Annotated in this window: 23 protein-coding genes; 14 read left to right on the top strand and 9 right to left on the bottom strand. The window is 64.7% G+C overall.

The window, feature by feature from the left end:
- Positions 1-6: 6 nt before the first annotated feature.
- Positions 7-1,026: a LacI family DNA-binding transcriptional regulator gene (locus ACP15R_RS14565; RefSeq protein WP_424987157.1), complete on the bottom strand. Its 1,020-nt coding sequence runs from the start codon at positions 1,024-1,026 to the stop codon at positions 7-9.
- Between the two features lie 274 nt (positions 1,027-1,300).
- Between ACP15R_RS14565 and ACP15R_RS14560 the strand changes: the two genes are divergently transcribed.
- From ACP15R_RS14560 to ACP15R_RS14505, 12 genes are read left to right on the top strand one after another with little or no spacing between them, the layout of a single operon-like run.
- On the top strand, positions 1,301-2,092 hold the full coding sequence (locus ACP15R_RS14560; protein ID WP_424987156.1) for an ABC transporter permease: 792 nt from the start codon (positions 1,301-1,303) through the stop codon (positions 2,090-2,092).
- A 5-nt stretch (positions 2,093-2,097) separates the two neighbouring features.
- Positions 2,098-2,889, top strand: a complete 792-nt coding sequence (locus ACP15R_RS14555; protein ID WP_424987155.1) for an ABC transporter permease — start codon at positions 2,098-2,100, stop codon at positions 2,887-2,889.
- A gap of 53 nt (positions 2,890-2,942) precedes the next feature.
- Positions 2,943-3,740, top strand: coding sequence for an ABC transporter ATP-binding protein (locus ACP15R_RS14550; RefSeq protein ID WP_424987154.1), 798 nt, complete (start codon positions 2,943-2,945; stop codon positions 3,738-3,740).
- Between the two features lie 46 nt (positions 3,741-3,786).
- Entirely contained in the window at positions 3,787-4,797 is a 1,011-nt protein-coding gene (locus tag ACP15R_RS14545; RefSeq protein ID WP_424987153.1) for an ABC transporter substrate-binding protein, read from the top strand.
- Between the two features lie 30 nt (positions 4,798-4,827).
- Positions 4,828-7,092 (top strand): arylsulfatase, encoded by a 2,265-nt coding sequence (locus ACP15R_RS14540; protein WP_424987152.1) that lies wholly within the window; start codon positions 4,828-4,830, stop codon positions 7,090-7,092.
- A gap of 28 nt (positions 7,093-7,120) precedes the next feature.
- Positions 7,121-7,990, top strand: a complete 870-nt coding sequence (locus ACP15R_RS14535) for a formylglycine-generating enzyme family protein (protein ID WP_424987151.1) — start codon at positions 7,121-7,123, stop codon at positions 7,988-7,990.
- Positions 7,991-8,008: 18 nt separating this feature from the next.
- Complete coding sequence (locus ACP15R_RS14530) at positions 8,009-8,737, top strand: SDR family oxidoreductase (RefSeq protein WP_424987150.1); 729 nt, start codon at positions 8,009-8,011, stop codon at positions 8,735-8,737.
- A gap of 6 nt (positions 8,738-8,743) precedes the next feature.
- Positions 8,744-10,363, top strand: a complete 1,620-nt coding sequence (locus ACP15R_RS14525; RefSeq protein WP_424987149.1) for an FGGY-family carbohydrate kinase — start codon at positions 8,744-8,746, stop codon at positions 10,361-10,363.
- Positions 10,360-11,919, top strand: a complete 1,560-nt coding sequence (locus ACP15R_RS14520) for an FGGY family carbohydrate kinase (RefSeq protein WP_424987148.1) — start codon at positions 10,360-10,362, stop codon at positions 11,917-11,919. Before ACP15R_RS14525 ends, ACP15R_RS14520 begins: the two co-directional genes overlap by 4 nt.
- Positions 11,916-12,956, top strand: coding sequence for a 2-hydroxyacid dehydrogenase (locus ACP15R_RS14515; protein ID WP_424987147.1), 1,041 nt, complete (start codon positions 11,916-11,918; stop codon positions 12,954-12,956). The genes ACP15R_RS14520 and ACP15R_RS14515 overlap by 4 nt, the downstream gene beginning before the upstream one ends.
- Positions 12,957-12,967: 11 nt before the next feature.
- Entirely contained in the window at positions 12,968-13,627 is a 660-nt protein-coding gene (locus tag ACP15R_RS14510) for a class II aldolase/adducin family protein (RefSeq protein WP_424987146.1), read from the top strand.
- A gap of 33 nt (positions 13,628-13,660) precedes the next feature.
- Positions 13,661-15,208 (top strand): glycerol-3-phosphate dehydrogenase, encoded by a 1,548-nt coding sequence (locus ACP15R_RS14505; protein WP_424987145.1) that lies wholly within the window; start codon positions 13,661-13,663, stop codon positions 15,206-15,208.
- Positions 15,209-15,256: 48 nt separating this feature from the next.
- On the opposite strand, the gene ACP15R_RS14500 is transcribed toward ACP15R_RS14505, so the two are convergent.
- The 8 genes from ACP15R_RS14500 to ACP15R_RS14465 form a co-directional block, all read right to left on the bottom strand.
- On the bottom strand, positions 15,257-16,561 hold the full coding sequence (locus tag ACP15R_RS14500) for a TRAP transporter large permease (protein WP_424987144.1): 1,305 nt from the start codon (positions 16,559-16,561) through the stop codon (positions 15,257-15,259).
- A 1-nt stretch (position 16,562) separates the two neighbouring features.
- Complete coding sequence (locus tag ACP15R_RS14495; RefSeq protein ID WP_424987143.1) at positions 16,563-17,117, bottom strand: TRAP transporter small permease subunit; 555 nt, start codon at positions 17,115-17,117, stop codon at positions 16,563-16,565.
- Positions 17,118-17,184: 67 nt separating this feature from the next.
- The gene (locus ACP15R_RS14490) at positions 17,185-18,201 is read right to left on the bottom strand and encodes a TRAP transporter substrate-binding protein (protein ID WP_424987142.1); all 1,017 of its coding nucleotides are present in this window, start codon (positions 18,199-18,201) and stop codon (positions 17,185-17,187) included.
- 189 nt (positions 18,202-18,390) lie between these two features.
- Positions 18,391-19,281, bottom strand: a complete 891-nt coding sequence (locus ACP15R_RS14485; RefSeq protein WP_424987141.1) for a dihydrodipicolinate synthase family protein — start codon at positions 19,279-19,281, stop codon at positions 18,391-18,393.
- A 2-nt stretch (positions 19,282-19,283) separates the two neighbouring features.
- Positions 19,284-20,429: a galactonate dehydratase gene (gene dgoD, locus ACP15R_RS14480; protein WP_424987140.1), complete on the bottom strand. Its 1,146-nt coding sequence runs from the start codon at positions 20,427-20,429 to the stop codon at positions 19,284-19,286.
- A 95-nt stretch (positions 20,430-20,524) separates the two neighbouring features.
- Complete coding sequence (locus tag ACP15R_RS14475; RefSeq protein WP_424987139.1) at positions 20,525-21,727, bottom strand: UxaA family hydrolase; 1,203 nt, start codon at positions 21,725-21,727, stop codon at positions 20,525-20,527.
- Complete coding sequence (locus ACP15R_RS14470) at positions 21,724-22,023, bottom strand: UxaA family hydrolase (RefSeq protein ID WP_424987138.1); 300 nt, start codon at positions 22,021-22,023, stop codon at positions 21,724-21,726. Before ACP15R_RS14470 ends, ACP15R_RS14475 begins: the two co-directional genes overlap by 4 nt.
- Complete coding sequence (locus ACP15R_RS14465) at positions 22,020-22,727, bottom strand: FadR/GntR family transcriptional regulator (protein ID WP_424987137.1); 708 nt, start codon at positions 22,725-22,727, stop codon at positions 22,020-22,022. The genes ACP15R_RS14470 and ACP15R_RS14465 overlap by 4 nt, the downstream gene beginning before the upstream one ends.
- A 210-nt stretch (positions 22,728-22,937) precedes the next feature.
- Between ACP15R_RS14465 and ACP15R_RS14460 the strand changes: the two genes are divergently transcribed.
- Positions 22,938-23,948 (top strand): zinc-binding alcohol dehydrogenase family protein, encoded by a 1,011-nt coding sequence (locus ACP15R_RS14460; RefSeq protein ID WP_424987136.1) that lies wholly within the window; start codon positions 22,938-22,940, stop codon positions 23,946-23,948.
- On the top strand, positions 23,945-24,724 hold the full coding sequence (locus tag ACP15R_RS14455) for an SDR family NAD(P)-dependent oxidoreductase (protein ID WP_424987135.1): 780 nt from the start codon (positions 23,945-23,947) through the stop codon (positions 24,722-24,724). The genes ACP15R_RS14460 and ACP15R_RS14455 overlap by 4 nt, the downstream gene beginning before the upstream one ends.
- Position 24,725: the final 1 nt, after the last annotated feature.

The following is a 24,725-nucleotide window of genomic DNA, read 5'->3' as shown; positions in this document are numbered from 1 at the left end:
GGGCGGCTATGGGCCGCGCGTGGATTTGCGTGCGATCAGGGTGCTCTTGAAGATAATGTTGCGTACCTGGTCGTCCTCCTTGGCGATCCGGCTGCTGATGCGCTCCCACGCGGCATTGGCGATGGCGTCCACCGGCTGTGCCACGGTGGTGATCGGCACCCGGCGGGCGGTCATCCAGAGCGAGTCGTGAAACCCCGCGAGCATGATATCCCTGGCCGGTTCGATCCCGCGCGCGGCAAAGGCGGACAGCGCGGCGAGCGTCATCACGTTGGTCAGCCCGATCACCGCCTGGGTTCCGGGGTTCTGGTCGAGCCAGCCCGCCAGCCGGTCCGCCGCCAGCGCCGCGTCCGGGCCCGCCACCAGCGTGTCAACCGTCACGCCCGCCGCCTCGTGCGCGCAATCCTGCAAACCGCGGATACGCTCCTGCTGGGTAAAGATCGCGTCGCTGGTCGCAAGCACGAGGATCGAGCTGGCGCCAAGGTCGATCAGGTGCCGGGCCACATCGCGACCAGAGGCAAAATCGTCGATGGTGATGGTGTCGTGTTTCGACAGGGCCGGGTTGACCCGGTCGACCGCCACCACCGGCACGTCGGGATGTTCGCGGGGCAGCATCGCGGGCACCGTATCGACACAGGGCACGAGGATCAGCCCGCTGGGCCGCCAGCCCATCAGCGCCCGCAGCCGGTCCTGTTCCGTCTTCAGATCATCTCGCGAGCACGACACGATCACCTGGTATCCGGCGTTCTCGGCACGGGATTCGATCAGCGAAATGAACCGGTTCAGGAACAGGTCTTCGAGGTTGGGCACCAGCACCGCGATGATGCGGGTGCGGCGCGCGCGCAGCTGGGCGGCAACCCGGTCGATTGTATAGCCCAGCCTGTCGGCGGCCTCTCGCACCTTTTGGGCCGAGGTTTCGTTGACATGTTTCTTGCCGGAAAAGACATGTGATACCGTCGCCGTCGAGACGCCGGCTTCGCGGGCGACATCCTTGATTGATGGTTTCTTTTTCGCCTTTCCCGATCCCATTCTGTCCCTCTGGCTGACTTGTTAAACAGTTACACCATTTGCCGCATTCATGCAAATGATGATGCGATGCTCCGCTGGTTCAAGCCACGGCGGGCGCAGGATCAAGGAAAAATCATGGCGAATTAAATCGTTTAAAAACATAGAAATGAATGCCGGTAAGGTGTCATTTCGCCGGCGTGCTGGGGAATCCGCATTGACAGTTAAACGATTAACCTAGAGATTGCCAATTGCCCGACGAGTCGGAGCAACGGGAAATCGGTAAGGGGAGGGGCCGATGCGACGATTAGCCAATGGAAATCTGTTCCTGGTCAGCGCGATCGCCTGTGTCGCATGGATTGCGGTCTGGGCCTGGATCACGCGCAGCGGTGGCCCGGTGTCGTCCCTGTTCCTGCCGTCTCCCGGCGATGTGGCCGAACGGTTCGGACGGATGTGGATCAAGCCCTATATCGGCTCGACCCTGCTGGGCCACGTGTTCAGTTCGCTGTCGATCGTGCTTGCCGGTTGGGCGCTTGGCGGGATTGTCGGCGTCCCCCTGGGGGTGGCGATGGCGTGGTGGCCGCGTGTCAAATGGCTGGTCTTTCCGATCTTTCAGCTGATCCGCCCGGTGCCGCCACTTGCGTGGATCCCGCTGACGCTGGTGTGGATGGGCATCGGCGAGCCGGCGCGGATTTTCGTGGTGTTCATCGCGGCGCTGGTGCCCTGGCTGATGAATTCGATGCAGGCAGTCGGTTCGGTCGATCCGTTGCTGATCGACGCGGGGCGGACGCTGGGGGCGAATGATCGCCGGATCCTGACCCGCATCGTGTGCCGCACGGCGCTGCCCACGTTGATCGCGGGGGCGCGGATCGCGCTTGGCAATGCCTGGACGACGCTGGTGGCGGCCGAGCTGCTCGCCGCGACGGCGGGGCTTGGCTATGTGGCGCTCAACGCCTCGCGGATGCTCGATACCGATGTGCTCGTGGTGGCGATGCTGCTGATCGGATTGCTGGGGGTGCTGTTGTCGGCGCTGATGAAACTGGCGACGCGCATTCTCGCGCCGTGGTCGCTGTCGCAGCAGAAGGGATAAGAACCATGGCCGCCAACACAAACGCCGCTACCCTGTCGCGCCCGCTGGCCTATGGTGCCGTGTCGCTGGGGATCCTGGGCCTTGCCTGGGTGCTGGCCACCAGCGTCCTGGGCTGGGTCGGGCCCGAGGTTCTGCCGTCGCCCTTCGAGGTGATCGCGCGCTTTGCCGGCCTGATCGTCGAACCCTTTGCCGGCGCGGCGCTGATGGGGCATGTGCTGGCCTCGCTCGAACGCTGGTCCTATGGGGTGTTGCTGGCCATTGTCTTTGGCGTGCCGATCGGCATCTTTTTCGCCTGGGCCCCGTGGTTTCGAGCCGTGGTCAACCCGGTGTTTGAAACCCTGCGCTATATCCCGCCCTTTGCCTGGGTGCCGATTGCGATCCTGTGGTTCGGGGCCTCGACCGCGACCCAGGCGATGGTGGTGTTCATCGCCGCGTTTCCGGCCTGTGTGATCAATGCGCAGCTGGGCGTGCAACATGTGGACAACATCCTGATCCAGGCCGCGCGCGTCTTTGGCGCCAACCAGTTCCGCACCCTGAGCCGGGTCGTGGTGCCGGTGGCGACGCCCAGCATTTTCACCGGCATCCGCATCGCCATCAGCAATGGCTGGATGGCGCTGGTGGGGGCCGAGCTCGTGGTTGGCAAGACCGGTCTCGGGTTCCTGATCGCCCAGGGCCAGCAGAACGACTCGGTCTCGACGATCTTTGTCGGGATCATCGCCATCGGTGTTCTGGGGGTGGTGATCGACCTGTGCGTGCAACGGCTCGAACGCCGCCTGATGCCCTGGAAACAATCATGACCGCCGCCGGGATTTCACCGCAAACCGGCCCAAGCCATTCAAGGAAAATCGCCATGTCCCAGACCATCGTTCCGCCCAAGCTGGAGCTGCGCAACATCACCAAATGGTACGGGCCCGAAGGGTCGGGGGTGCTGGCGGTGGATGATTGTTCGGTATCGGTGCAAAAGGGCGAATTCGTCTGTGTCGTCGGGCCGTCGGGCTGTGGTAAATCCACCCTGATGACCGTGGGGGCCGGGCTGGAAGAGGCGACGCGGGGCGAGGTTCTGATCGATGGCGAACCGGCCGGCAAGCCGGGCCCGCGCCGCAGCGTGGTGTTTCAGAAATTCGCCCTTTTCCCGTCGGAAACCGTGGCCCAGAACATCAAGTTCGGCCTGCAAATGACCAATGTGCCGCGCGCGGAACAGGAACGCCGCCTGGGCGAGCAGCTCGAGATCATGGGCCTGACCCAGTTCCGCGACAGCTTTCCCAGCCAATTGTCCGGCGGGATGCAGCAACGCGTTGCCATCGCGCGGGCATTGGCGATGCAGCCAGAGATCCTGTTGATGGACGAACCCTTTGGCGCGCTCGATGCCCAGACCCGCACGATCCTTCAGGAAGAGGTGCAGCGGCTCAGCCACGAGATGCACTACACCGTTCTTTTCATCACCCATTCGGTCGAAGAAGCCGTGTACCTGAGCGACCGGGTGGTGGTGATGTCGCGCCGCCCCGGACGCATCAAGAAGGAAATCCAGCTGCCGCGCGACGTGGTCTGGAAACGCGGCGACATCGAACAGGCCGCCGAACATCCCGAGTTCATCGAGGCCCGCCGCGAGATCTGGGCGCTGGTGCGCGAAGAGATCATGGCGGCGTGAAGCGGGCGCAACCATCAAAACGACCCAACAACCGGAGGAGAAACCCATGACTTTCAATCGTATCAGGCAGCTTGCCGCCGGAGTCGCCATCGCGGCGCTCGCCGCGGGCGGAGCAATTGCCGAGACCAAGCTGCACCTGAACAGCCAGCCCAACGAGGCGGGATACCCGATGTGGCTGGCCGATCACCTGGGCTATTTCGGCGATAACGGGCTGGTGGTGGAAACCACCTATTTCCCCAATGGCGGCGCGGCGCTGGCGTCGGGTGTTTCCGGCGATTGGCAGGCCGGCTGGACCGGCGGCCCGCCGGCGATTTCCGGCTGGGACAAGTTCAAGCTGATTTCCTTTGGCACGATGCAAAAGGAAGATCGCAACATCAAGCTGATCATGCGCAAGGATGCGATGCAGGGCATGACGCCCGGCGAGGCGCTGGCCAAGGTGCGGATCGGGACGGTGCCCAATTCGACCTGGAGCCAGGTTCTCTTTGCCTGTGCCGATCATTTCGGCGTGGCCCATGGCGATCTCGAGATCGTGCCGCTTGATCCCCCGGTGACGCGGCAATCGCTGCGCAATGGCGAGGTCGGCGCGGGCACCACCGCCGCAAGCGCGGATTTCGACATCGTGATGGACAAGGATACCTATGAGGTGATCTGTGACGGCGAGATCGCGGGCACCTCGGTGATCGCGCCGTGGATCATCACCAGCCGGTTCTGGCAGGACGATCCCGAGGCGGCGGCCAAGTTCGTCGAGGCCGCCTATCGCGCCAATGAATACATCCGTGAAAACCCGGACAAGGCGGTCGACCTGGCGCTGCAATATTACGCGGATACCGGCATCGAGGGCGACAAGGAAACCGCCGCCTATGCCTTTGGCCTGCGCGATTTCCAGACGCTGGACGAGGCCATAGCCGACATGGAATCCGGGGCCACGATCAACACGCTGATCGCCGGGGCCGAGGTGCTGGTGGCGGCGGGCGCCTATGACGAAGTGCCCGATCTCGGATCGATGCAGCCGGTGGCGCTCGACGTGCTGTTGGCCGCGAAAGCCTTGCGAAAATAAGACCGTAACTCCCAGAGAAGGACATCAAGAATGAGCATCACGAGCGATACGGTGACCGAGGTTTTCAAGGGCCAGATCGGCCGCACCTACAAGGACTCGACCCCCTGGTGGCCCGAGGTCAAGGGCCCGAAGGCGGACAGCCCGAATATTCTCGTGATCCTCTTTGATGATCTGGGGTTCGGAAGCCTTGGCTGCTATGGCGGCGATGCGGAAACGCCGAATATCGACCGTCTGGCCCAGGGCGGGCTGCGGTACAACAATTTTCACACCACCGCCCTGTGTTCCCCGACCCGGGCCTCCCTGTTAACCGGGCGGGATCACCACGCTGTCGGCATGTCGATCATCGCCAATGCCGACAGCGGTTTTCCCAGCAAACGCGGCGCGATCCGGCACAATGCCGGGACGCTGGCCGACATGCTGGCCCCCGAGGGGTACAATTCCTATGCGGTGGGCAAATGGCATCTTGCCCCGGCTGACCAGATGTCGGCGGTTGGCCCCTTTGACCACTGGCCGCTGGGGCGGGGGTTCAACAAGTTCTACGGTTTCCTTGAGGCGCTGACCGACCAGTTTCGCCCCTCGCTGGTGCGCGACAACCAGCATATCGAGCCGCCCCGCACCCCCGAAGAGGGGTATACCCTGAACGAGGATCTGGCCGACAATGCCTGCAAGTTCCTGACCGACCACGCATCGCTGGCCCCGAACAAGCCGTTCTTCATGTATTACGCCCTGGGGGCCATGCATTCGCCGCATCAGGCGCCGCAGGATTATCTGGACAAGTACAAGGGCCGGTTCGACGAAGGCTGGGACGTGGCGCGCGAACGTCGTCTGGCCCGCCAGATCGAGATGGGCATTGCGCCCGAGGGCACGAAACTGGTGCCGCGCAACGAGGGTGTCGAACCGTGGGACAGCCTGTCGGACGACCAGAAGCGCGTATATTGCAAGTTCGAAGAGGCCTATGCCGCCTTTCTTGACCATTCCGACACAGAGTTGGGCCGGGTGTTCGACCACCTGGATAAGCTGGGCAAGCTGGACAACACGATCATCTTTCTGATGTCCGACAACGGGGCCAGCCAGGAAGGCCAGATCCACGGATCGACCAGCACCACGTTCTATGAAAACATGGACGCCGAGAGCTTTGATTATAACCTCGAACGCATCGACCAGATCGGCACGATGTATGCCAAGAACAACTATCCGATCGGCTGGGCGCAGGTCGAGAACACGCCGCTGCGCCGCTACAAGCAGAACACCCATGCGGGCGGGGTGCAGGATCCGCTGATCGTGCATTGGCCCAGGGGGTTGAAAGAAACCGGCATCCGCAACCAATTCCATCACGTGATGGACATCGTGCCCACCATTCTCGAGGTGATCGACACCGAGGCCCCGGCCCGGATCAAGGGCATCCCGCAGATGAATATTCATGGCACCAGCATGAAGTATTCCTTTGACGATGCCGCCGCGCCGACCCGCAAACACGCCCAGATATTCGAGATGTTCGGGCACCGGGCGATCTGGCATGATGGCTGGAAGGCGGTGGCCTATCACAAGCGCTATTCCGATTATGACGAGGACCAGTGGGAACTCTACCACGTGGCCGAGGATTTCTCTGAAAGCACCGACCTGGCACAGCAGGAGCCCGAGCGCCTGAACAAGCTGGTGGAACTCTGGTGGGCCGAGGCCGGACGATACGATGTGCTGCCGCTGGATGACCGGGGGTTTGCCGAACGCCGCGCCATGTCGCGCCCACGCGAGGAATCGCCGCGGATCCAGCAGGAATTCGTGTTCTACCCCGGCATGACCAACATTCCCGGCGGCGCATCGCCCTTTACCATGGACCGGTCTTATGAGTTGGCCGCCCGGGTTCGGGTGCCCGAGGGTGGTGAAGGGGTGATCGCGGCCTGTGGCGGGCTGTGCGGAGGGTATACGCTCTATGTGAAGGACGGGCGCATCATCCACGAATACAACTATTACCAGAGCATGCACCGGGTCGAAGGCGACGTGCCGCCCGGCGGCGCGTGGATCGACATCCTGTACAAGTTCGACAAGACCGGCATTCGCCAGGGCAAGGGAACCTTGTTCCTGAATGGCCAGCAGGCGGGCGAGATCGCGCTGCCCGAAACCTATCGGTATTTCATGGATTGGGAAGGGTTCAGCCTTGGCCGCGATGCCGGTTCGCCGGTCAGCCCGGTGTATGAGGGGCGGCAGGGCTTTGCCTTTACCGGTGAAATCGACCGGGTTCGTGTGACGCTGGGCAACGATATCGCCGGACCCAATGACTATGAATCCCAGGACTGAGCCAACCCCTGCGCCGCGCGGGTGTTGTATGGCGCCCGCGCCGGTTTCGGCCGCGCTGCACATGCGCCGCCATGGGCGGCGCGCTGCGGCGGGGCAGATCACAATCGACGGTGCGGCCTTGCCGGGGGGCAGGATCATGCTCGGCACTGCCACCCCCCGGATCGCCGGGGATGGTGAGGGGTTGCGCGGACCGGTCGCCCTGGCCCCGTTCGCCATGGCCTGCACGGCAACAACCGTGGCGCAGTTCGCCGCCTTTGCCGATGCAACCGGATATGTGACCGAAGCCGAAAGCGCCGGGCAATCCTTTGTGTTTCACAGCCAGCTTGCGCCGGGTGCGACGGTGCTGGGCGCGCCGTGGGGCACGGAATGGTGGCGGCTGGTGCAGGGGGCCAATTGGCGGCACCCCCATGGCGGCGATACCCCGGCCAGGCCGGACCACCCCGTCGTGCATGTCTCGCAGGCCGACGCCATGGCCTTTGCCACCTGGGCCGGGGGACGTTTGCCCAGCGAGGCGGAATGGGAACATGCGGCGCGGGGCGGGCTGGACGGGGTGACCTTCCCCTGGGGGGACGACGAGCCGCCCGAAGGCGGCGGGGCGTTCTGCAATATCTTTCGCGGCGACTTTCCCACGCCCCGCGCCGATGCGGGCACATGTCCGGCGGGGGCGCTGCGGCCCAACGGGGCCGGGTTGCACAACATGTGCGGCAATGTCTGGGAATGGACCCGCGACGGGTTCAACAACGGCATGGGGGATGATCCCACGCGCGCGCTGCTCAAGGGCGGATCGTTCCTGTGTCACCCAAGCTATTGCCATCGCTACAGAATCGCGGCGCGAATTGGCGTGCCGCCCGGATCGACAACATCGCATCAGGGCTTTCGCATCGCCTTTGATGCCTGACAACTGACGAGGGGCTTCATGGCTCAGGACTTGACAGGAAAAACCATCGCCATCACCGGTGCCGCTTCGGGGATCGGGCTGGAATGCGCCCGGATGGGGCTGGCGGCGGGGGCGCGTGTGGCGCTGGTGGATCGGGCAGAGGACCGTCTGGTGGCGCTCTGCGACGAGCTGGGCGAGGGAGCGGAGCCGATTGTCACCGACCTGCTGGACCCGGCCAGCGTCGATCGGATGTTGCCGCAGATCCTTGACCGGTTCGGGCATCTCGACGTGTTCCACGCCAATGCCGGGGGCTATGTCGGCGGCGATGTCTCCGAAGGCGACCCGGACGCATGGGACCGGATGCTGAACCTCAATATCAACGCGGCGTTTCGATCCGTGCGCGCCGTGTTGCCACATATGAAAGAACGCCAGACCGGCGACATCATCATGACCAGCTCCATCGCCGGTGTCGTGCCGGTGATGTGGGAGCCGATCTATACCGCGTCCAAACACGCGGTTCAGGCCTTTACCCATACGGTCCGCCGCCAGATGGCCCCGCATGGCATCCGCGTCGGCGCGGTTCTGCCCGGCCCGGTGGTGACGGCGCTGCTGGATGACTGGCCCCAGGCCAAGATGGACGAGGCCCTTGCCAATGGCAGCCTGATGCAGCCCGGCGAAGTGGCCGATTGCGTGCAATTCATGCTGACCCGGCCCCGCAATGTCACGATCCGCGACATCGTGATCCTGCCCAACAGTGTCGAGCTCTGAGCCGTCATGACCGGAATGCAGCATACACAGCCGGTGTTTCTCGGGGTCGATGTCGGCACCGGCAGCGCGCGGGCCGGGGTGTTTTCGCCGGATGGCCGGATGCTGGGCACCGGCAAGCGCGACATCCGTATCTGGCGTGATGGTGTCAGGGCCGAGCAATCCTCGGATGACATCTGGTCCGCGGTTTGCGCTGCGGTGCGCGCGGCACTGATTCAGGCCGAGATTCCCGCCGAACGGGTGGCGGGGATCGGCTTTGATGCCACCTGTTCGCTGGTGGCGCTGGCCGCCGACGGTACCCCGCTGAGCGTCAGCGCATCGGGCGAGCCGGCCCGCAACATCATCGTCTGGATGGACCAGCGCGCCGGGGCACAGGCCGCACGGATCAACGCCACCGGTCATCGTGTGCTCGACTATGTCGGAGGCCGGATTTCGCCCGAGATGGAAACGCCCAAGCTGCTCTGGCTCAAGGAAAACCTGCCTGCGCAATATGCCGCCGCCGGGCATTTTCTTGACCTGACCGATTTCCTGACATGGCGGGCCACGGGGGATTTGTCGCGGTCGAGCTGTACCGTGACCTGCAAATGGACCTACCTGGCCCATGCGGGCGGGTATGACGCCAGCTATTTCCACGCGATCGGATTGTCGGATCTGTGCGATGATGGTTTTGCCCGGATCGGGCGCGATGTGGTGACGCCGGGCACCGCGCTCGGGCGCGGGTTGACGCAGGACGCGGCCAGCGCCCTCGGCCTGCCCGCCGGGATCCCGGTAGCCGCCGGTCTGATCGACGCCCATGCGGGCGGGGTCGGCACGGTGGGGGCCCGTGGCGCGCCGGCGCAGACCCGGATGGCCTATGTCTTTGGCACCTCGGCCTGCACCATGACGTCCTCGGCGCGTGAAACCACCGTGCCCGGTGTCTGGGGGCCGTATCACGGGGCGATGCTGCCGGATCTCTGGCTGAACGAGGGCGGGCAATCGGCGGCGGGCGAGGCGATCGCGCACCTGGTGCGGATGCACCCGCATTATCCCGAAACGCAACAAGCGGCGCGCGGGAAGGGGGTGTCGGTCATCGCGTACCTGCTGGCCCGGGCCAGCGAAATGATCGACCGCCCCGAGGATGCCGGGCGTCTGGCCGGTGAAATGATCGTGGTGCCGGATTTCCTGGGCAATCGCGCGCCGCTGGCGGATCCTGCCGCACGCGCGATCATCGCCGGGCTGGACCTGCGCGCGGACCTGGCGTCGCATATCGCGCTCTACATCGCCGGGCTGACCGGGATCGGCTATGGGCTGCGCCAGATCCTCGACGCCCAGGCCGCCTGTGGAATCGCGCCGGACACGGTGGTGGTCAGCGGTGGCGCGGGGGCGAGTGACCTCGTGAAACAGGTGCTGGCGGACGCGGCCGGGATCACCATGGCCCGGCCCGGCGCGGCGGAACCGGTGCTGCTGGGCAGTGCGATGCTCGGCGCGGTGGCGGGCGGGCATTTTGACACGCTGCAAACCGCGATGGCCGACATGTCCAGCCTCGACAGGTTCTATCGCCCGGCCAGCGGCGAGATCCGCGCGCTGCATCTCAACCGTTATCGCCGCTTTACCGCCCTGCAACGCGCCGCGCGGGGAGAGGCGGGATGAGCCGGGATATCCTGATTGGGCTGGATGCGGGCACCTCGGTGATCAAGGCGGTTGCCTTTGATCTGAACGGCCGCCAACTGGGCGTGGCGGGGGTGCGCAATCGCTATCACAGTGCGTCTGACGGCAGGGCGGTGCAGGACATGGCGCAGACCTGGCAGCTTGCGGCGCAGATGCTGTACCAGCTGTCCGAGACCGTCCCCGACCTCGCGCGGCGGGCGCTGGCGATGGGGGTGACGGCGCAGGGGGACGGCACGTGGCTGATCGATGGCGATGGCATGCCGGTGGGCGAGGCAATGCTCTGGCTCGACTCGCGCGCGGTGCAACAGGCGCAGGCGATCACCGGATCGGACCGGTATGACGGCATCTATCGGGCGACGGCAACCGGCGTGAACCTGTGCCAGATGCGGGCCCAGATGCCGTGGTTGCAGCGCCACGCGCCCGAGCGGCTGAACGCGGCGGCCCATGCGCTGCATTGCAAGGAATGGCTGTATCACTGCCTGACCGGCGAGACCGTCGCAGATGTGAGCGAGGCGGTGCTGAATTTCGGCGATACCCGAACGCGCGGCTACAGTGACGAGGTGATCGCGGCCCTTGGCCTTGACGGGTTGCGCCACCTGCTGCCGCCGATCATCGACGGCGGCCGGACGGCCCACGGGCTCACCGCATGTGCCGCCGCCGAAACCGGCCTGCGCGCGGGGCTGCCGATTTGTCTTGGATACATGGATATCGTCACCTCGGGGATTGCCTCGGGCCTGTGCGACCGCGAAAGACAGCCCGGATTGTCGATCTTTGGCTCGACCGGCGTGCATACCCGCCACGCGGCGAGCGCCGATGACATCGTGCTCAACCCGGACCGCACCGGCTATACCGTGGCGCTGGCGGACGGGGCCTTTGGGCAGGTGCAGACCAACATGGCCGCCGCGATCAATATCGACTGGATTGCCGGGCTGGCCCGTGATGTTCTGGCCAATGCCGGGCAGGCGCGCAGCCTGCCGGAGATTGTGGCGGGGTTTGACGGGCTTGTGGCCGATGCCGGTCCGGGACGGGCGATCTATCACCCCTATATTGCCACCACGGGCGAGCGCGGCCCGTTCTCCGACCCCTGTGCCCGGGCGAGCTTTTGCGGGCTCGATCGCACCGTCGGCTGGGGCGAGATGGTGCGCGGGGTCTATGAAGGCCTGGCGATGGCGGCGCGCGATTGCTATGCGGCGATGGGCGAGATCCCCGGCGAGATCCGCATTGCGGGCGGCGCGGCGCGCTCGCGGCAACTCGCCCTGATCCTGGCCTCGACCCTGAACCGGCCGGTTCGCGCGGTGGCACAGGAGGAAACCGGCGCCGCCGGTGCGGCGATGATCGCGGCGGTTCAGGCCGGTGTGTTTCCGTCGCTTGACGCCGCGAACGACACCTGGGTCACGCCGCTCCTGCGCGAGGCGGTGCTGCCGGATGCCGAACTGACCCCGATCTACAACCGCTTGTTCCCGGTGTTTCTGGCCGGGCGACACACCATGCAGCCGCTGTGGCAGAGCCAGGCGCAAATCAGGGATGAATTGTCATGACGACGGAAATTGCGATCATCGGCGACAGGTTCATGTTGTCCGAGACCTTTGAAGAGCACATTCTCGCGGCTTGCGGTGACAGTGTCTCGGTGCGCCGGATGGATTACGACTGGCCCGACGCGCCGCTGGAACAGGGGTATGCCGGCTCGCGGATCGAAGGAATACAGGAATTCCAGGGCGATCCCGACGAGGTGGTGGCACATATCGGCGCGGCCCGGATCGCGGTCCTGCACCACGCGCCGCTCTCGGGGGCGATGATGGAGGCCCTGCCCGATCTCAGGCTCGTGGCGGTCAGCCGGGGCGGGCCGGTCAATATCGACATGGCGGCGGCGCGGGCCCGCGGCATCACCGTGGTGAACACGCCCGGGCGCAATGCCAGCGCCGTGGCCGAATTTACCATAGGCGGCATCATCGCCGAACTGCGCAACCTCGCACGGGGCCATGAATCCCTGCGGGCGGGGGACTATCGCACCGATCTCTATCGCGCCGATGTCACCGGGGACGAGCTGTGCGACATGACCGTGGGCATCATCGGCTATGGCGAGATCGGCAAGCGTGTGGTGACGCTGTTGCGGGCGTTTGGATGCCGGATCATGGTTTATGACCCCTATGTTCAACTGACCGCCGAAGACATGCGGGCGGGGGTCGAGATGGTGTCGTTTGACAGCCTTCTGGCCGAGTCCGACATCGTGTCGCTGCACCCGCGCGTGACGGCGGAAACCACCGGCATGATGAACGCCACGACCTTTGCGGCGATGAAACGGGGCAGCACGCTGATCAACACCGCGCGCGGCCCGCTGGTGGATTACGATGCCCTGATCGCCGCGCTGCAGGACGGGCACCTGCGTGGCGCGATGCTTGAGACCTTTCCGGTCGAGCCGGTGCCGCTGGACTCGCCCCTGTTGACCATGCCGAACGTCACCCTGACCCCGCATATCGCCGGGGCATCGCTGCGTACCGTCCGGGTCGCCGCAAGCAAGGCCGCCGACGAAGTGCGGCGCTGGCTTGCCGGTGAACCTCCCCTGAACCCTTGCTGAGAAAGACAGAGATGAAAGATACCGAAACCTCCCTCCGCCAATCGCTGATCGACGCCTGCCAGAGCCTCGCCGGGCTGGGCCTGACCCAGGGCACCTCCGGCAATGTCTCGGTGCGCTGTGGCGACCGAATGCTGATTTCGCCCTCGGCGACGCCCTACGAAGATCTGACGCCCGAGTTGATCGCGGAAATGCCACTGGATCGGAATGACGGCACATGGTCGGGTCCGTTGAAACCCTCGACCGAGTGGCGTTTTCACCTCGACATGTTGCAGTCCCGCCCCGAGATCAACGCGGTGGTACATGGCCACCCGACCTATTGCACCGCGCTGGCGATCGCGCGCAAATCCATCCCGCGCTGTCACTACATGGTCGCGGCTTTTGGCGGCGATGACGTGCGTTGTGCCGGCTATGCGCGGTTCGGTTCCGAAGAACTGTCCGAGCTGGTCAAGGACGCGATGCGTGATCGCACCGCCTGTCTGATGGCCAATCACGGGGCGCTGGCCCTGGGCGAGGATCTGCGCAAGGCGTTGTGGCGCGCGGTCGAACTCGAGGCGATTGCCCAGCAATATTACCTGTCGCTGTGCATCGGGGGGCCGGTGCTGTTGAGTGAACGCGACATCGCCGAAACGCACGAGGCCTTTGGCGGCTACGGGCTGCAAGATCAGGACTGAGGCCAGGGACAGATTGCAAGAGGGCGCGACAACATGACGGAAACGCAAGAGGTCGATCTGTTCGTGATCGGCGGCGGCATCAATGGCGTGGGCATTGCGCGGGATGCCGCCGGGCGGGGGCTGAGCGTCGCGCTGTGCGAAAAGGACGATCTGGCCGAAGGCACGTCGTCGCGCTCGGGCAAGCTGGTGCATGGCGGGCTGCGCTATCTGGAATATTTCGAGTTCTCGCTGGTACGCAAGGCGCTGATCGAACGCGAGGTGCTGTTGCGCAACGCGCCGCATATCATCTGGCCGATGCGCTTTGTGCTGCCGCATTCGCGAAACGACCGCCCGGCATGGCTGGTGCGGCTGGGGCTGTTTCTCTATGACTACCTCGGCGGGCGTGCCCGGTTGCCCGGCACCCGCGTGCTGGACCTGGGGCGCGCGCCCGAAGGGCAGGCCATTCAGGACATGTACCGCAAGGGGTTCGAATATTCCGATTGCTGGGTCGATGATGCGCGGCTGGTGGTTCTGAACGCGATGGACGCGGCCGAGCGCGGCGCCACCATCCTGACCCGCGCACCCTGTGTTTCGGCGCGGCGCGAACAGGGCAAATGGCATGTGACAACCCGCAACAGCGTGACCGGCGAGATCCGCAATTTTGAGGCGCGGGTGCTTGTCAATGCCGCCGGGCCCTGGGTGCGCGATGTCATCACCAATGTCGCCGCCTCCTCTAGCCGCCGCAACGTGCGGCTGGTCAAGGGCAGCCATATCATCGTGCCCAAGTTCTGGCGTGGCGAACAGGCCTATCTGGTGCAGAACCACGACAAGCGGGTGATCTTTGTCAACCCATACGAGGGCGACAAGGCGCTGATCGGCACCACGGATATCGCCCATGACGGCCCGGCGGATGCGGTGGCGGCGGAGGAGGCCGAGATCACCTATCTGCTGGACGTGGTGAACCGGTATTTCAAGGAACAATTGTCGCGCGACGATGTTCTGGCGGTCTATTCCGGGGTGCGCGCCCTTTTTGATGACGGCAAGGGCAACCCCTCGGCGGTGACGCGCGACTATGTGCTCGACCTGGACGACTCCGACAACGTGCCGTTGCTCAATATATTCGGCGGCAAGATCACCACCTATCGCGAACTGGCCGAAAAGGCGTTGCATCGGCTGGACAAGACCGCGCTGCGGATCGGGGGCGACTGGACCGCCGATGCGCCGCTGCCCGGTGGCGATATGGATGGCGCGGATTTCGACCTGTTCGTCAACCGGGCCAAGGGCGATTTCCCCTGGCTGCCGCGGCCGCTGTTGCTGCATTATGCGCGGCTTTATGGCACGCGGATGCACCGCCTGATTGGCGCGGCCGGCTCGGTTGACGGGCTGGGGCGGCATTTCGGCGGCCTGCTTTACGAGGCCGAGGCGCGTTACCTGCACCGCGAGGAATGGGCGCAGACGGCCGAGGATGTGCTCTGGCGTCGGACCAAGCACCAGCTGCACCTGACCGGGGGCGAGCAGCGGGAATTTGCCCGCTGGTTCGAGGGCATGGCCGGGCGCGCATTGCCTGAACACGCCCGTGCCGGGTCCCCCGACGCGGCCTGAAACCCGTTGCTCAGCGGGGCGGATGACCCCGATGGCGCAGGCCGGGCGTCAATGCCCGGTCAGGCCCGGAAAGGCGATCAACAGGCCAACCGCAAGCACCTGGAGCGCGATGAACGGGGCCATCGAGCGAAAGATGTCGCCTAGCGTGATGTCCGGGGGCGCGACGCTCTTGAGGTAAAAGGCGGCGGGGCCAAAGGGCGGCGACAGAAAGCTGACCTGCATGTTCATCGCAAACACCACCCCGAACCAGACCGGGCTATAGCCCAGTTCGACCACGATTGGCACAAAGATCGGCATGGTCAGCAAGGCGATGCCGACCCAGTCCAGGAACATCCCCAGCACGAACAGGATCAGCATCATGAACAGGATCACCACCAGCGGGGTGTCCGAGATGCCGGTGATCAGGCCCGACACAAAGGCGATGCCGCCCATCAGGTTAAAGACCCCGACCAGCGCGCTGGCACCGATGCCGATCCAGACGATCATGCCGGTGGTACGCAGCGTCTGCATCGCCGCGCCGCGCATCATCCCCCACGAGAATTCGCCGCGCACGATGGTCGACAGCATCACGCCAAAGGCCCCCACCGCCGAGGCTTCGGTGACCGAGGCGATGCCGCCATAGATCGAGCCAAGCACACAGATCACCACGATGATCGGCAGGATAAGCCCCTTGAGCTTGGCCAGCTTTTCGCCCAGCGGCGTGTCGTCGGGTTCGACCGGCGGCGCGACATTGCCGGTATAGGCGCGGATCAGCACGTAGATCACGTAGAACGATGCCAGCATCAGCCCCGGGATCACCGCGGCGGTGAACAGGTCGCCAACCGACACATTGGCGGTCAGCCCGTAGATGATCAGCACGATTGACGGCGGCACCATGGTGCCCAGCGATCCGCCGGCGCAGACCACGCCGATTGCAAGGCTGCGGTCATAGCCAAGCCGCAGCATCTGGGGCAGGGCCAGCAGGCCGAGCAGCACGATTTCACCGCCGATGATCCCCGACATCGCCGCGAGGATCACCGCGACAAAGATGGTTTGCACCGCCACGCCGCCCCGGATGCGACCACCGACCAGCTTCATCGCGTCAAACAGGTCGCGCGCGATGCCGGAACGGTCCAGGATCGCCGCCATCAGCACGAACATCGGCACCGAGACAAAGACAAAGGACGACACAAAGCTGAAGATGCGGCTGGTCACCAGCGGCACCGCCATCGGCCCGAACCATCCAAGCGTAAAGACAAGCGCAACCAGCAGGGTCACAAAGGCCAGCGGCATGCCGGTGATAAGTAGCGCCAGCAGCATGACGAACATCGCCAGCGTGCCATATTCGACGCCAAGCGCAGAAAGATCGAACACGTTACTTCCCCCGAATGCGGTTGATCACGAGCAGCGCGAATTGCAGCGTCATGGCGACCAGCGTGATGAACAGAAAGGCGCGCAGCAGCGTCGGGAATGGCGGATTCCACGCGCTGCCGCTGGTGATCATGCGAAAGGCGCCGGTCGGATCGTAAAAGGATTTCACAACGGTCGGCCACAGCGCATAGCTGAACATCGCGGTGGCCAGCCCGCACACCGCATAGATCGCCGCGTCGACCCAGCGGCGCATGGCGGGGCCGAAATGGTCATACAGCAGCACGATGCGGATATGCCCGTCGCGCGACACGGAATGCAGGCCGCCAAAGACGAAACAGACCGCACAGATGAAAATCGTGGTCTCGTGAACCCAGATGGTCGGGCGGTCAAAGACATAGCGCATCACGACCTCGAAGATCAGGATGCACATGGACACGAGGAAAAGCAGGGCAAAGAAATGCCCCAGCCTGAGAACAATCGCGGCAAGGAAATCGCCGGGCTTGTCGTCCTGGTCCTCCGCGAGCGCGTCGTGAACGATCTGGTCCTGCTGTTCGGTCATGATGTTGCCCTGTCGATCAAGTTGCGTGACGGGCGACCGCACCGCGTGGCGATGCGGTCTTCCCGGCTTACTTCAGCAGACCCTGAGAGGTCATGTAGGCGGTCAGGCTGTCAAAGACCTTTTGCGCATTGGCGCTCTGGCCGGCGATGTCCTTCCACTGTTCCTGCGCGATGGCGCGGAAGCGGGCGCGTTCTTCCTGGCTCCAGTCATGGATCTCAATACCGTTGGCCCGCGCCTCGGCCACCGCTTCGAGGTCTTTCATGAAGAGCTGAGAAGTCATGTCTAGCGCCAGGTGATTGACCGAGAGCTCCAGCAGGTTTTGCAGGTCGGCGGGCATCGAATCCCACATGGTCTTGTTGATCGACACCTCGATCAGCGGCATCGAATGAAAACCGGGATAGACCGGATGGGGGGCCACGTCATGCATCCCCGCCGCATGGTTGGCCGAGAACACCGTATAGTCGGCGGCGTCGATCACCTTTTTGTCGAGCGAGGTAAAGACCTCGGATCCGGGCAGGTTCACCGGCGTCGCGCCGGCGGCGGCAAAGACCTTTTGCACCAGCCCCTCGGGCGCGCGCATCTTGAGCCCCTTGAGATCGTCCACGCCATTCAGCGGAACCTTGGACACAAAGGCCTCAAGCCCGCCCGAGGTCGCGCCGACGAAATGCAATCCATAGGGATTCAGCAATTCGTTCATCAATTCCTTGCCGCCGCCATAGTTGATATACCGCAGCATCTCGTAGGGCGACCCCCAGGCACCCACGGTATTGCCGATCAGCGCAAAGGCCGGATCCTTGCCCGACACATAGCCGGTTGCGGTGATGTGTCCGCCAAGAATGCCCGCGCCGACCGCGTCATGGGTTTCGTTGTACTTGACCACCGAATCGACCGGCAGCATCTCGATATTCAGCCGTCCACCAGAGGCGGCGCTGACTTTTTCCGCCCATTCCTGTTCGATGATGAAGGTCGGATTGCCCGCCGGGTCGCTCGACTGCATCTTGAGATCGAAATCGGCCGCCATGGCCGAAAGCGCGGCGGTGCTGGCGATTGTGGCCGCGACGATGGTGGTGCGTAGGTGTTTCATGAATTCCTCCCTGGATAGTACAGACCGACATGGTCGGCCGCGATGGTCGTGCCGTCAAGTGACCGCCTTGCGCCCTGACCCGTCCGAAAGAGCGGGGATGGCGGCGGAATCGGGCATCGGGTGATACCTGACATGTTCACGTGAACAAATCAATATCGGCTGTTTGCTGCTGTCCTCCACTGGTGTCTGTCACATTTCGGGTTGTTCAAGATCGGCAAGTGTTGCCGCCCAGTGCCGCGCCCGTTCCAGATCCGCGGGGGTCGGGACCAGGGCGGGGGCGCGGTCATGCACCGGCAAACCGGCCTGTTCGGCGAAAATGCGTTTGCCATATGCGATCAGATGCTCCAGCGATTGCATGGCAAAATCGATGGCCGGGGTGGCGGCGGCATAGAGCCGTTGCGCGTCATCGATGCGCCCGGCCTGCCAATGGGCGAGGATGCGCCCCGCGACCGGTGCGATGTCGGGGGCCAGCACGAAACCGGTGGCACCCGCCTGCAAACAGGCAATCAGCTCCTGTCCGCCGCGCCCGCCAAGCACCGCGAGACCGTCACCGGCGGCGACCAGCGGTGCCAGCGTCTCGGCCCCGTCTTCGGCCTTGATCGCCGCGAGGTTGGGACAGCGGCTTCGCAGGCTGGCGATGTCCTGCGCCGACAGGCCACGGCCCAGGTATTGCGGCGCGTTCTGGAGCGCCACGGGCAGGTCGGTGCTCTGGGCGACGCGGGCCAGGAAATCCAGATAGACCTCGGCATCATAGTTGCCGGCAAGCGGCGGTTGCAGGATCAGCCAGTCGGCTCCGTTCGCCGCGGCGATCCGGGCCATCTCGGATTGTTCGGCCACCGAGTTGCCCGCGATCGTGACCGAGTACGGCCGCGCACCGCCAAGTGCCGCGCCGACGATTTCGATCATCTGGCGGCGCTCGGCAAAACTCAGCTTGAGCACTTCGGTCGCCAGACCCAGCACGGTGATGCCGTCACAGCCATGCGCGACGCAATGGGTCACCTGTGCCCGGATGGCCTCGGGGTCGATGCGCTCGTCCTGTTGGAACAACGCATAGAGAACCGCGTGGATACCGTGATACATGGCTACCACTCCGCGACCGAGCCATCCGCGTGCCGCCAGAGCGGCGGTTGCCAGGCATGTCCGGTCTTGGCGCGTTCGCGCACCACCTCTTCCTTGATCTCGATGCCCAGCCCCGGCCCCTGGGGAATGCGCAGGAACCCGTTCTCGATCACAAATGCACCCTCGGTCACATAGTCCAGCAGATCGCCGCCCTGATTGTAGTGGATGCCAAGGCTCTGTTCCTGGATAAAGGCGTTCCAGCAGGTCGCATCGACCTGCAGACAGGCCGCCAGAGCGATCGGGCCCAGCGGGCAATGCGGGGCGAGGGCGACGTCATAGGCCTCGGCCATCGCTCCGATACGCACCATCTCGGAAATGCCGCCGACATGGGCGGTGTCCGGGTTGATCACCCGCGCCGCGCGGGTTTCGAACACGCGCTTGAAATCGTAACGCGAATGCAGCCGCTCGCCGATGGCCAGCGGGATCGTCGTGCCGGCGGCAAGATCGGCCATCGCGTCGATATGGTCCGACGTCACCGCATCCTCGACAAAGAGCGGGCGCAGGGGTTCAAGCTCGCGCAGCAGGATCTTGGCCATCGGATAGTGAACCCGCCCGTGGAAATCGAAGGCAAGATCGAAATCCCAGCCCATCGCGTCGCGCAGATCGCCCAGCTGCCGCAGGATGGCGTCGACCTTTTTCATCGAGTCGACGATTTGCAGCTCGCTGCACATGTTCATCTTGCAGGCATCAAAGCCACGGGCCTGCAGGCTCTGCGCCCCGGCGATCAGGTCGTCGGGACGGTCGCCCCCGATCCAGCAATAGCTGCGCACCTTGTCCCGCACCGGCCCGCCCAGCAGGGCGTGAACCGGTGCGCCGTGATGTTTGCCCTTGATGTCCCAGAGCGCCATGTCGATGCCCGACAGCACGCTCATCATGACCGGGCCGCCACGGTAGCAACCGGTGCGATAGATCGCCTGCCAGGTATCCTCGATATGCAGCGGGTTGCGGCCCAGCAGGAAATCCTCGAGCTGCCTGACCCCGGCGGCGCAGCTGTCGGCGTGCCCCTCGAGAACCGGCTCGCCCCAACCGGAAATCCCCGCGTCGGTCTCGATCTTCAGGAACAGCCACCGGGGCGGCACGGTAAAGGTTTCGATCTTGGTAATCTTCATGACGTGTCCCGGTTCATGGTCTGTCTGGCCCGCGGTTGGCCCGGTTGGCCGCACGCCACCCTAGGAGCGGCGGCGGCCGGATTTCAAGCACGGTGTCATTGTCCCGGATGGCAGCCCGGCTGATGCGGGGCCGGCGTCTTGTAGGTCAGCACGAATTCCGTGTGCCCCAATTGTTCCGAGCAGCTGCGCGCGCCTTGTCCGAGCGCCACGACCCGGTCGCGTATCTCTTGGCCAACCTCGGCGACGCTGGCCTGGCCGCGCAGGATGCGCCCGGCATTGACATCCATATCGGCGCGCATGCGTTCATAGGTATCCGGGTTGGCACAGACCTTGAGCACCGGCGAAATCGCCGACCCGACCACCGAGCCGCGCCCGGTGACAAAGATCACCGCATGGGCCCCGCAGGCGATCAGTTCGATGATCTCGGCGCTGTCATTGATGTTGGGAAAGCCGAACTTGGGCGCGCCGTCCGGTACCACGTCAAGCAGCCACAACCCGCCACCGGAGGGGCGTTCCGCCGGGCGCACGATGCCCTGGATGGCGCTGGACCCGGATTTGGCATAGGCCCCCAGCGATTTTTCCTCGATGCTCGAGAGACCGCCCTCGGCATTGCCATTCGAGAACGACCCATAGCCCATGGCGGCATAGTAATGCGCCGCCTTTTCCACCGTGGCGATGATCTGCGGGCGCAGCTCGGGATGCGCCACGCGCTCGGCCATGATGTGTTCGCAACCGATCAGTTCGCCGGTCTCTTCAAAGATACAGGCCGCGCCCTCGGCCACCAGCCGGTCAAATGCGGCACCCGCAGCCGGGTTGCCGGTAATGCCCGACGTGGCGTCCGAACCGCCACAGATCGTGCCGATCACCAGTTCGGACACGTCCATCGGTACTCGGGGCTGCGCCGCCAGCCCGGCCAGCTGGGCGCGCACCCAATCCTGCCCCGCCGCGATCGAAGGCTGCGAGCCGCCCTCGGACTGGATCGTCACCAGGTTGACGGGCCGCCCCGAGGCTTCGATCACCTCGGCCAGCCGCCGTTTCTTGAAGTTCTCGCAGCCCAGCGACACCAGCTGCACCGCGCCCACGTTCGGGTGGGTGCACAGGGCCTCCATCATCTGCTGGCCGTAATCCGACGGGAAACAGCCGGAAAACCCGATCACCTGCACCTCGGACTCGTCAAAGGGCCGGGCGATGCGGGTGCAGACATGATGGGCGCATTCCACCAGATAGGCCACGACAACGACATTGCGCAGCCCCTTGCGGCCATCCTTGCGCAGCCAGCCTTGCATTGGTGCGGTCATTGCTGGGGCTCCATGATCTCGATGGGGGTGTATCGGCTGGTGAGGTTGTGCAGGTGCACGTGATCGCCCGGCGCGATGTCGCAGGCAGCGAACCCGATGGGCATGCCGTATTTCAGGATATCCTCGTGGGCACCGATGGCGCGGCTGGCGATCTTGTGGCCCATGCCAAGGGTCTGGGCGATTTCGACCTGGGTGCCACCGAGCAGCACGGTTTCGCCGGCGTGGATGGGGGCGCCCAGAACAACGATATTGTCCCTGGCGGTCAGGCGGATAAGGCGCGGGTCATCACCGCTCATTTCGGGTCCTCCGGATTGGCAAGGGCCTCGGCATTGTCGCGGACCCAGCTGATGACGCCATTCAGATGACGCCACATTTCACTCTGCGCGGCCTGCACCGCGCGCTGTTCGATGGCGGCGAGAATCGCGCCATGTTCGCTGCGTAATCCCTGGTAGTCCTGGTCTTCCATGCGCTGCCGCCAGATCCGCGCGCGCACGGTCGGGGCCGACACGATACGCAGCAGCGCCGCATGCACAGGGTTGGCCCCGATGGCGGCAATCCGGTCATGAAACGCCGCGTCCAGCTGCATCAGCCGCTCGGGATCTTCTTCGGTCAGGGTTTGCTGATGAATGTTGCGAAGGTCGGCGAGGTCGGCATCGCTGCGCCGCGCGGCGGCTTCCTGAACGGCGGCGAGTTCGAGAACCTGTCGCAATTCAAGATACCACAGCACCGATTTCGCGTCCGACACATCGACCGCAAAGCTCAGCACCTCCAGCATGGCGGCGGGGTCGAGGTCGGAGACATAGGTGCCATCGCCCTGCCGCGCTTCGAGGATGCGCATGGTCTGCATCGCGCGCACCGCCTCGCGCAGGGAGTTGCGCGACAAATCGAGCCGCGCCGCCAGCCCTGCCTCGTTCGGCAGCTTGTCGCCGGGGCGAAACTCGCCCGCGAGGATCAGGTCTTTCACGAGGCTAATCGCCTGGTCGACTTTCTGACTGCTCATCGGACCCCGCAGAGATTGGATGTTTCATCATGCATAACGCGGATGCGGGGCGAATTTCAAGTCTCCTGTTGACAAAGGTGGGATGAATCAGGCATCAGACATGGGATGATATGACGCATATCGCCAAAGTGACGCGGATTGAGGCACAGCCTCGGCCTTATTCATAGGAGGTTTTCCGGGTCGGGCGCGATGCAGGAGGGGGTTCACGCCATGAAGGCGCTCAGAATAGATGAAATCGGCAAGACCAGCCTGTGCGACGTCGCCGCCCAGCCGCTGGGCGCGGGCGAGGTGCGGGTGCGCCTGAGCCATGTGGGCCTGTGCGGCAGCGATCTGAACACGTTCCGGGGGCGCAACCCGCTGGTCGAGTTTCCACGCATTCCCGGCCACGAGGCGGTCGGCACGATTGTCGAGACCGGCGCGGATGTGGCGATGCAGCTGGGCACGCCGGTGGTTTTGTGGCCCTATTCCGCCTGCGGGCAATGCAGCTCTTGCCGCAAGGGGCGTGGCTATGCCTGTCGCAACAACCAGACACTGGGTGTGCAGCGCGATGGTGCCCTGCGCGAGGATATCGTGCTGCCCGCCAGCGCGGTGATCGCCAATCACAGCCTGCCGCCGCATCGCATGGTGCTGGTCGAGCCGCTGTCGGTGGGGTTCCACGCCGCCGGGCGCGGTTCGGTGGCGGCGGGCGACCGGGTTGTGGTTCTGGGCTGTGGCATGATCGGGCTGGGCGCGGTGATGGCCGCGGCGCAGGCGGGGGCCAGGGTGATCGCGGTCGACCCGATCGCGGAAAAGGAACAGGTCGCGCGCGATTGCGGCGCCGACATGTTCCTGTCGGATACCGGTGACGACCTGCTCGCGGCCGTGCGCGCGCTGACCGATGGCGAGGGTGCCGACCTGGTGATCGAGGCGGTCGGGCTGCCCCAGACCTTTACCGCCGCCATCGACCTCGCGGCGTTCTGCGGGCGGGTGGTCTATGTCGGCTATTCCAAGGCCCCTGTGACCTATGAAACCAAGCTCTTCAATCTCAAGGAACTGGATATTTTCGGCTCGCGCAATGCCACCCGGCAGGATTTCGACGCGGTGATCTCCGCGCTTGAAACCCGAGGCGCGGTGGCGGATCGGCTGGTGACGCGGCAAATCCCGCTGTCAGACGCGGCAACCGCGCTGCCCTATTGGGATGCGAACCCGCAGGATGTCCTGAAACTGGTGGTGGCACTATGACCTTCATGACCATGCAACAGGCCCATTCGCTCGAGGGCCAGACCGCGCTTGTGACCGGCGGCGGCAGCGGCATCGGGCTGGCGATTGCCAAATGTCTCGCCGCGTCCGGGGCGCGGGTGATCATCGCGGGCCGGCGGCGCGAAGTGCTCGACGCCGCGGCGGATCAGATCGGCGCGGAGACCGGTTCCCATGTGCTCGACCTCGCGGATGTCGACGCGATGCCTGCCGCCGCGCAAGAACTTCTGGCAGCTCATGGTGCGATTGACATCCTGGTCAACAACGCGGGGAACACGCTCAAGAAACCGTTTCTTGACAGCGACATGGATGATTTTGACGGGGTGTTTGACGTGCATGTGCGCGGGGCGCTCGAACTGACCCGTGCGGTGGTGCGCCAGCAGACGGCCGAAGGGGGGCGGGGTGGATCGGTGATCTTCACCTCGTCGATGACCGCCTATATCGGGCAGCCCAACGTGCTGGGCTATACGGTGTCCAAGACGGCGATTTCCGGGGTGATCCGGGGGCTTGCCGCCGAGCTTTCGGCGCAGGGCGTGCGGGTCAACGGTGTCGCGCCGGGATGGATCGACACCGATCTCTATCGCAAGGCAACCGATGGCGACCTGCCGCGCCAGCAAAAGATCATGTCGCGCATCCCGATGAATACCCTTGGCCAGCCCGAGGATATCGGCTGGGCCTGTGCATTCCTGGCGTCCAGGGCGGCGCGCTATGTGACCGGCCAGACCATCCTGGTGGATGGCGGCGGCGCAACCGGTTTCTGAA

The organism is Microbulbifer sp. S227A, assembly GCF_049800935.1.
The sequence above is the reverse complement of the archived record's forward strand: the minus strand, read 5'-3'. Positions and strand labels throughout refer to the sequence as shown.

Bases quoted from the DNA above. Each gene is read 5' to 3' on its own strand.
- ACP15R_RS14515 (WP_424987147.1), top strand. From the start codon at position 11,916: ATGACGACGGAAATTGCGATCATCGGCGACAGGTTCATGTTGTCCGAG.
- ACP15R_RS14535 (WP_424987151.1), top strand. From the start codon at position 7,121: ATGGCGCCCGCGCCGGTTTCGGCCGCGCTGCACATGCGCCGCCATGGG.
- dgoD (WP_424987140.1), bottom strand. From the start codon at position 20,429: ATGAAGATTACCAAGATCGAAACCTTTACCGTGCCGCCCCGGTGGCTG.
- ACP15R_RS14495 (WP_424987143.1), bottom strand. From the start codon at position 17,117: ATGACCGAACAGCAGGACCAGATCGTTCACGACGCGCTCGCGGAGGAC.
- ACP15R_RS14485 (WP_424987141.1), bottom strand. From the start codon at position 19,281: ATGTATCACGGTATCCACGCGGTTCTCTATGCGTTGTTCCAACAGGAC.
- ACP15R_RS14565 (WP_424987157.1), bottom strand. From the start codon at position 1,026: ATGGGATCGGGAAAGGCGAAAAAGAAACCATCAATCAAGGATGTCGCC.
- ACP15R_RS14540 (WP_424987152.1), top strand. From the start codon at position 4,828: ATGAGCATCACGAGCGATACGGTGACCGAGGTTTTCAAGGGCCAGATC.
- ACP15R_RS14455 (WP_424987135.1), top strand. From the start codon at position 23,945: ATGACCTTCATGACCATGCAACAGGCCCATTCGCTCGAGGGCCAGACC.
- ACP15R_RS14550 (WP_424987154.1), top strand. From the start codon at position 2,943: ATGTCCCAGACCATCGTTCCGCCCAAGCTGGAGCTGCGCAACATCACC.
- ACP15R_RS14510 (WP_424987146.1), top strand. From the start codon at position 12,968: ATGAAAGATACCGAAACCTCCCTCCGCCAATCGCTGATCGACGCCTGC.
- ACP15R_RS14475 (WP_424987139.1), bottom strand. From the start codon at position 21,727: ATGACCGCACCAATGCAAGGCTGGCTGCGCAAGGATGGCCGCAAGGGG.
- ACP15R_RS14460 (WP_424987136.1), top strand. From the start codon at position 22,938: ATGAAGGCGCTCAGAATAGATGAAATCGGCAAGACCAGCCTGTGCGAC.
- ACP15R_RS14545 (WP_424987153.1), top strand. From the start codon at position 3,787: ATGACTTTCAATCGTATCAGGCAGCTTGCCGCCGGAGTCGCCATCGCG.
- ACP15R_RS14555 (WP_424987155.1), top strand. From the start codon at position 2,098: ATGGCCGCCAACACAAACGCCGCTACCCTGTCGCGCCCGCTGGCCTAT.
- ACP15R_RS14560 (WP_424987156.1), top strand. From the start codon at position 1,301: ATGCGACGATTAGCCAATGGAAATCTGTTCCTGGTCAGCGCGATCGCC.
- ACP15R_RS14465 (WP_424987137.1), bottom strand. From the start codon at position 22,727: ATGAGCAGTCAGAAAGTCGACCAGGCGATTAGCCTCGTGAAAGACCTG.
- ACP15R_RS14520 (WP_424987148.1), top strand. From the start codon at position 10,360: ATGAGCCGGGATATCCTGATTGGGCTGGATGCGGGCACCTCGGTGATC.
- ACP15R_RS14530 (WP_424987150.1), top strand. From the start codon at position 8,009: ATGGCTCAGGACTTGACAGGAAAAACCATCGCCATCACCGGTGCCGCT.
- ACP15R_RS14505 (WP_424987145.1), top strand. From the start codon at position 13,661: ATGACGGAAACGCAAGAGGTCGATCTGTTCGTGATCGGCGGCGGCATC.
- ACP15R_RS14490 (WP_424987142.1), bottom strand. From the start codon at position 18,201: ATGAAACACCTACGCACCACCATCGTCGCGGCCACAATCGCCAGCACC.
- ACP15R_RS14470 (WP_424987138.1), bottom strand. From the start codon at position 22,023: ATGAGCGGTGATGACCCGCGCCTTATCCGCCTGACCGCCAGGGACAAT.
- ACP15R_RS14525 (WP_424987149.1), top strand. From the start codon at position 8,744: ATGACCGGAATGCAGCATACACAGCCGGTGTTTCTCGGGGTCGATGTC.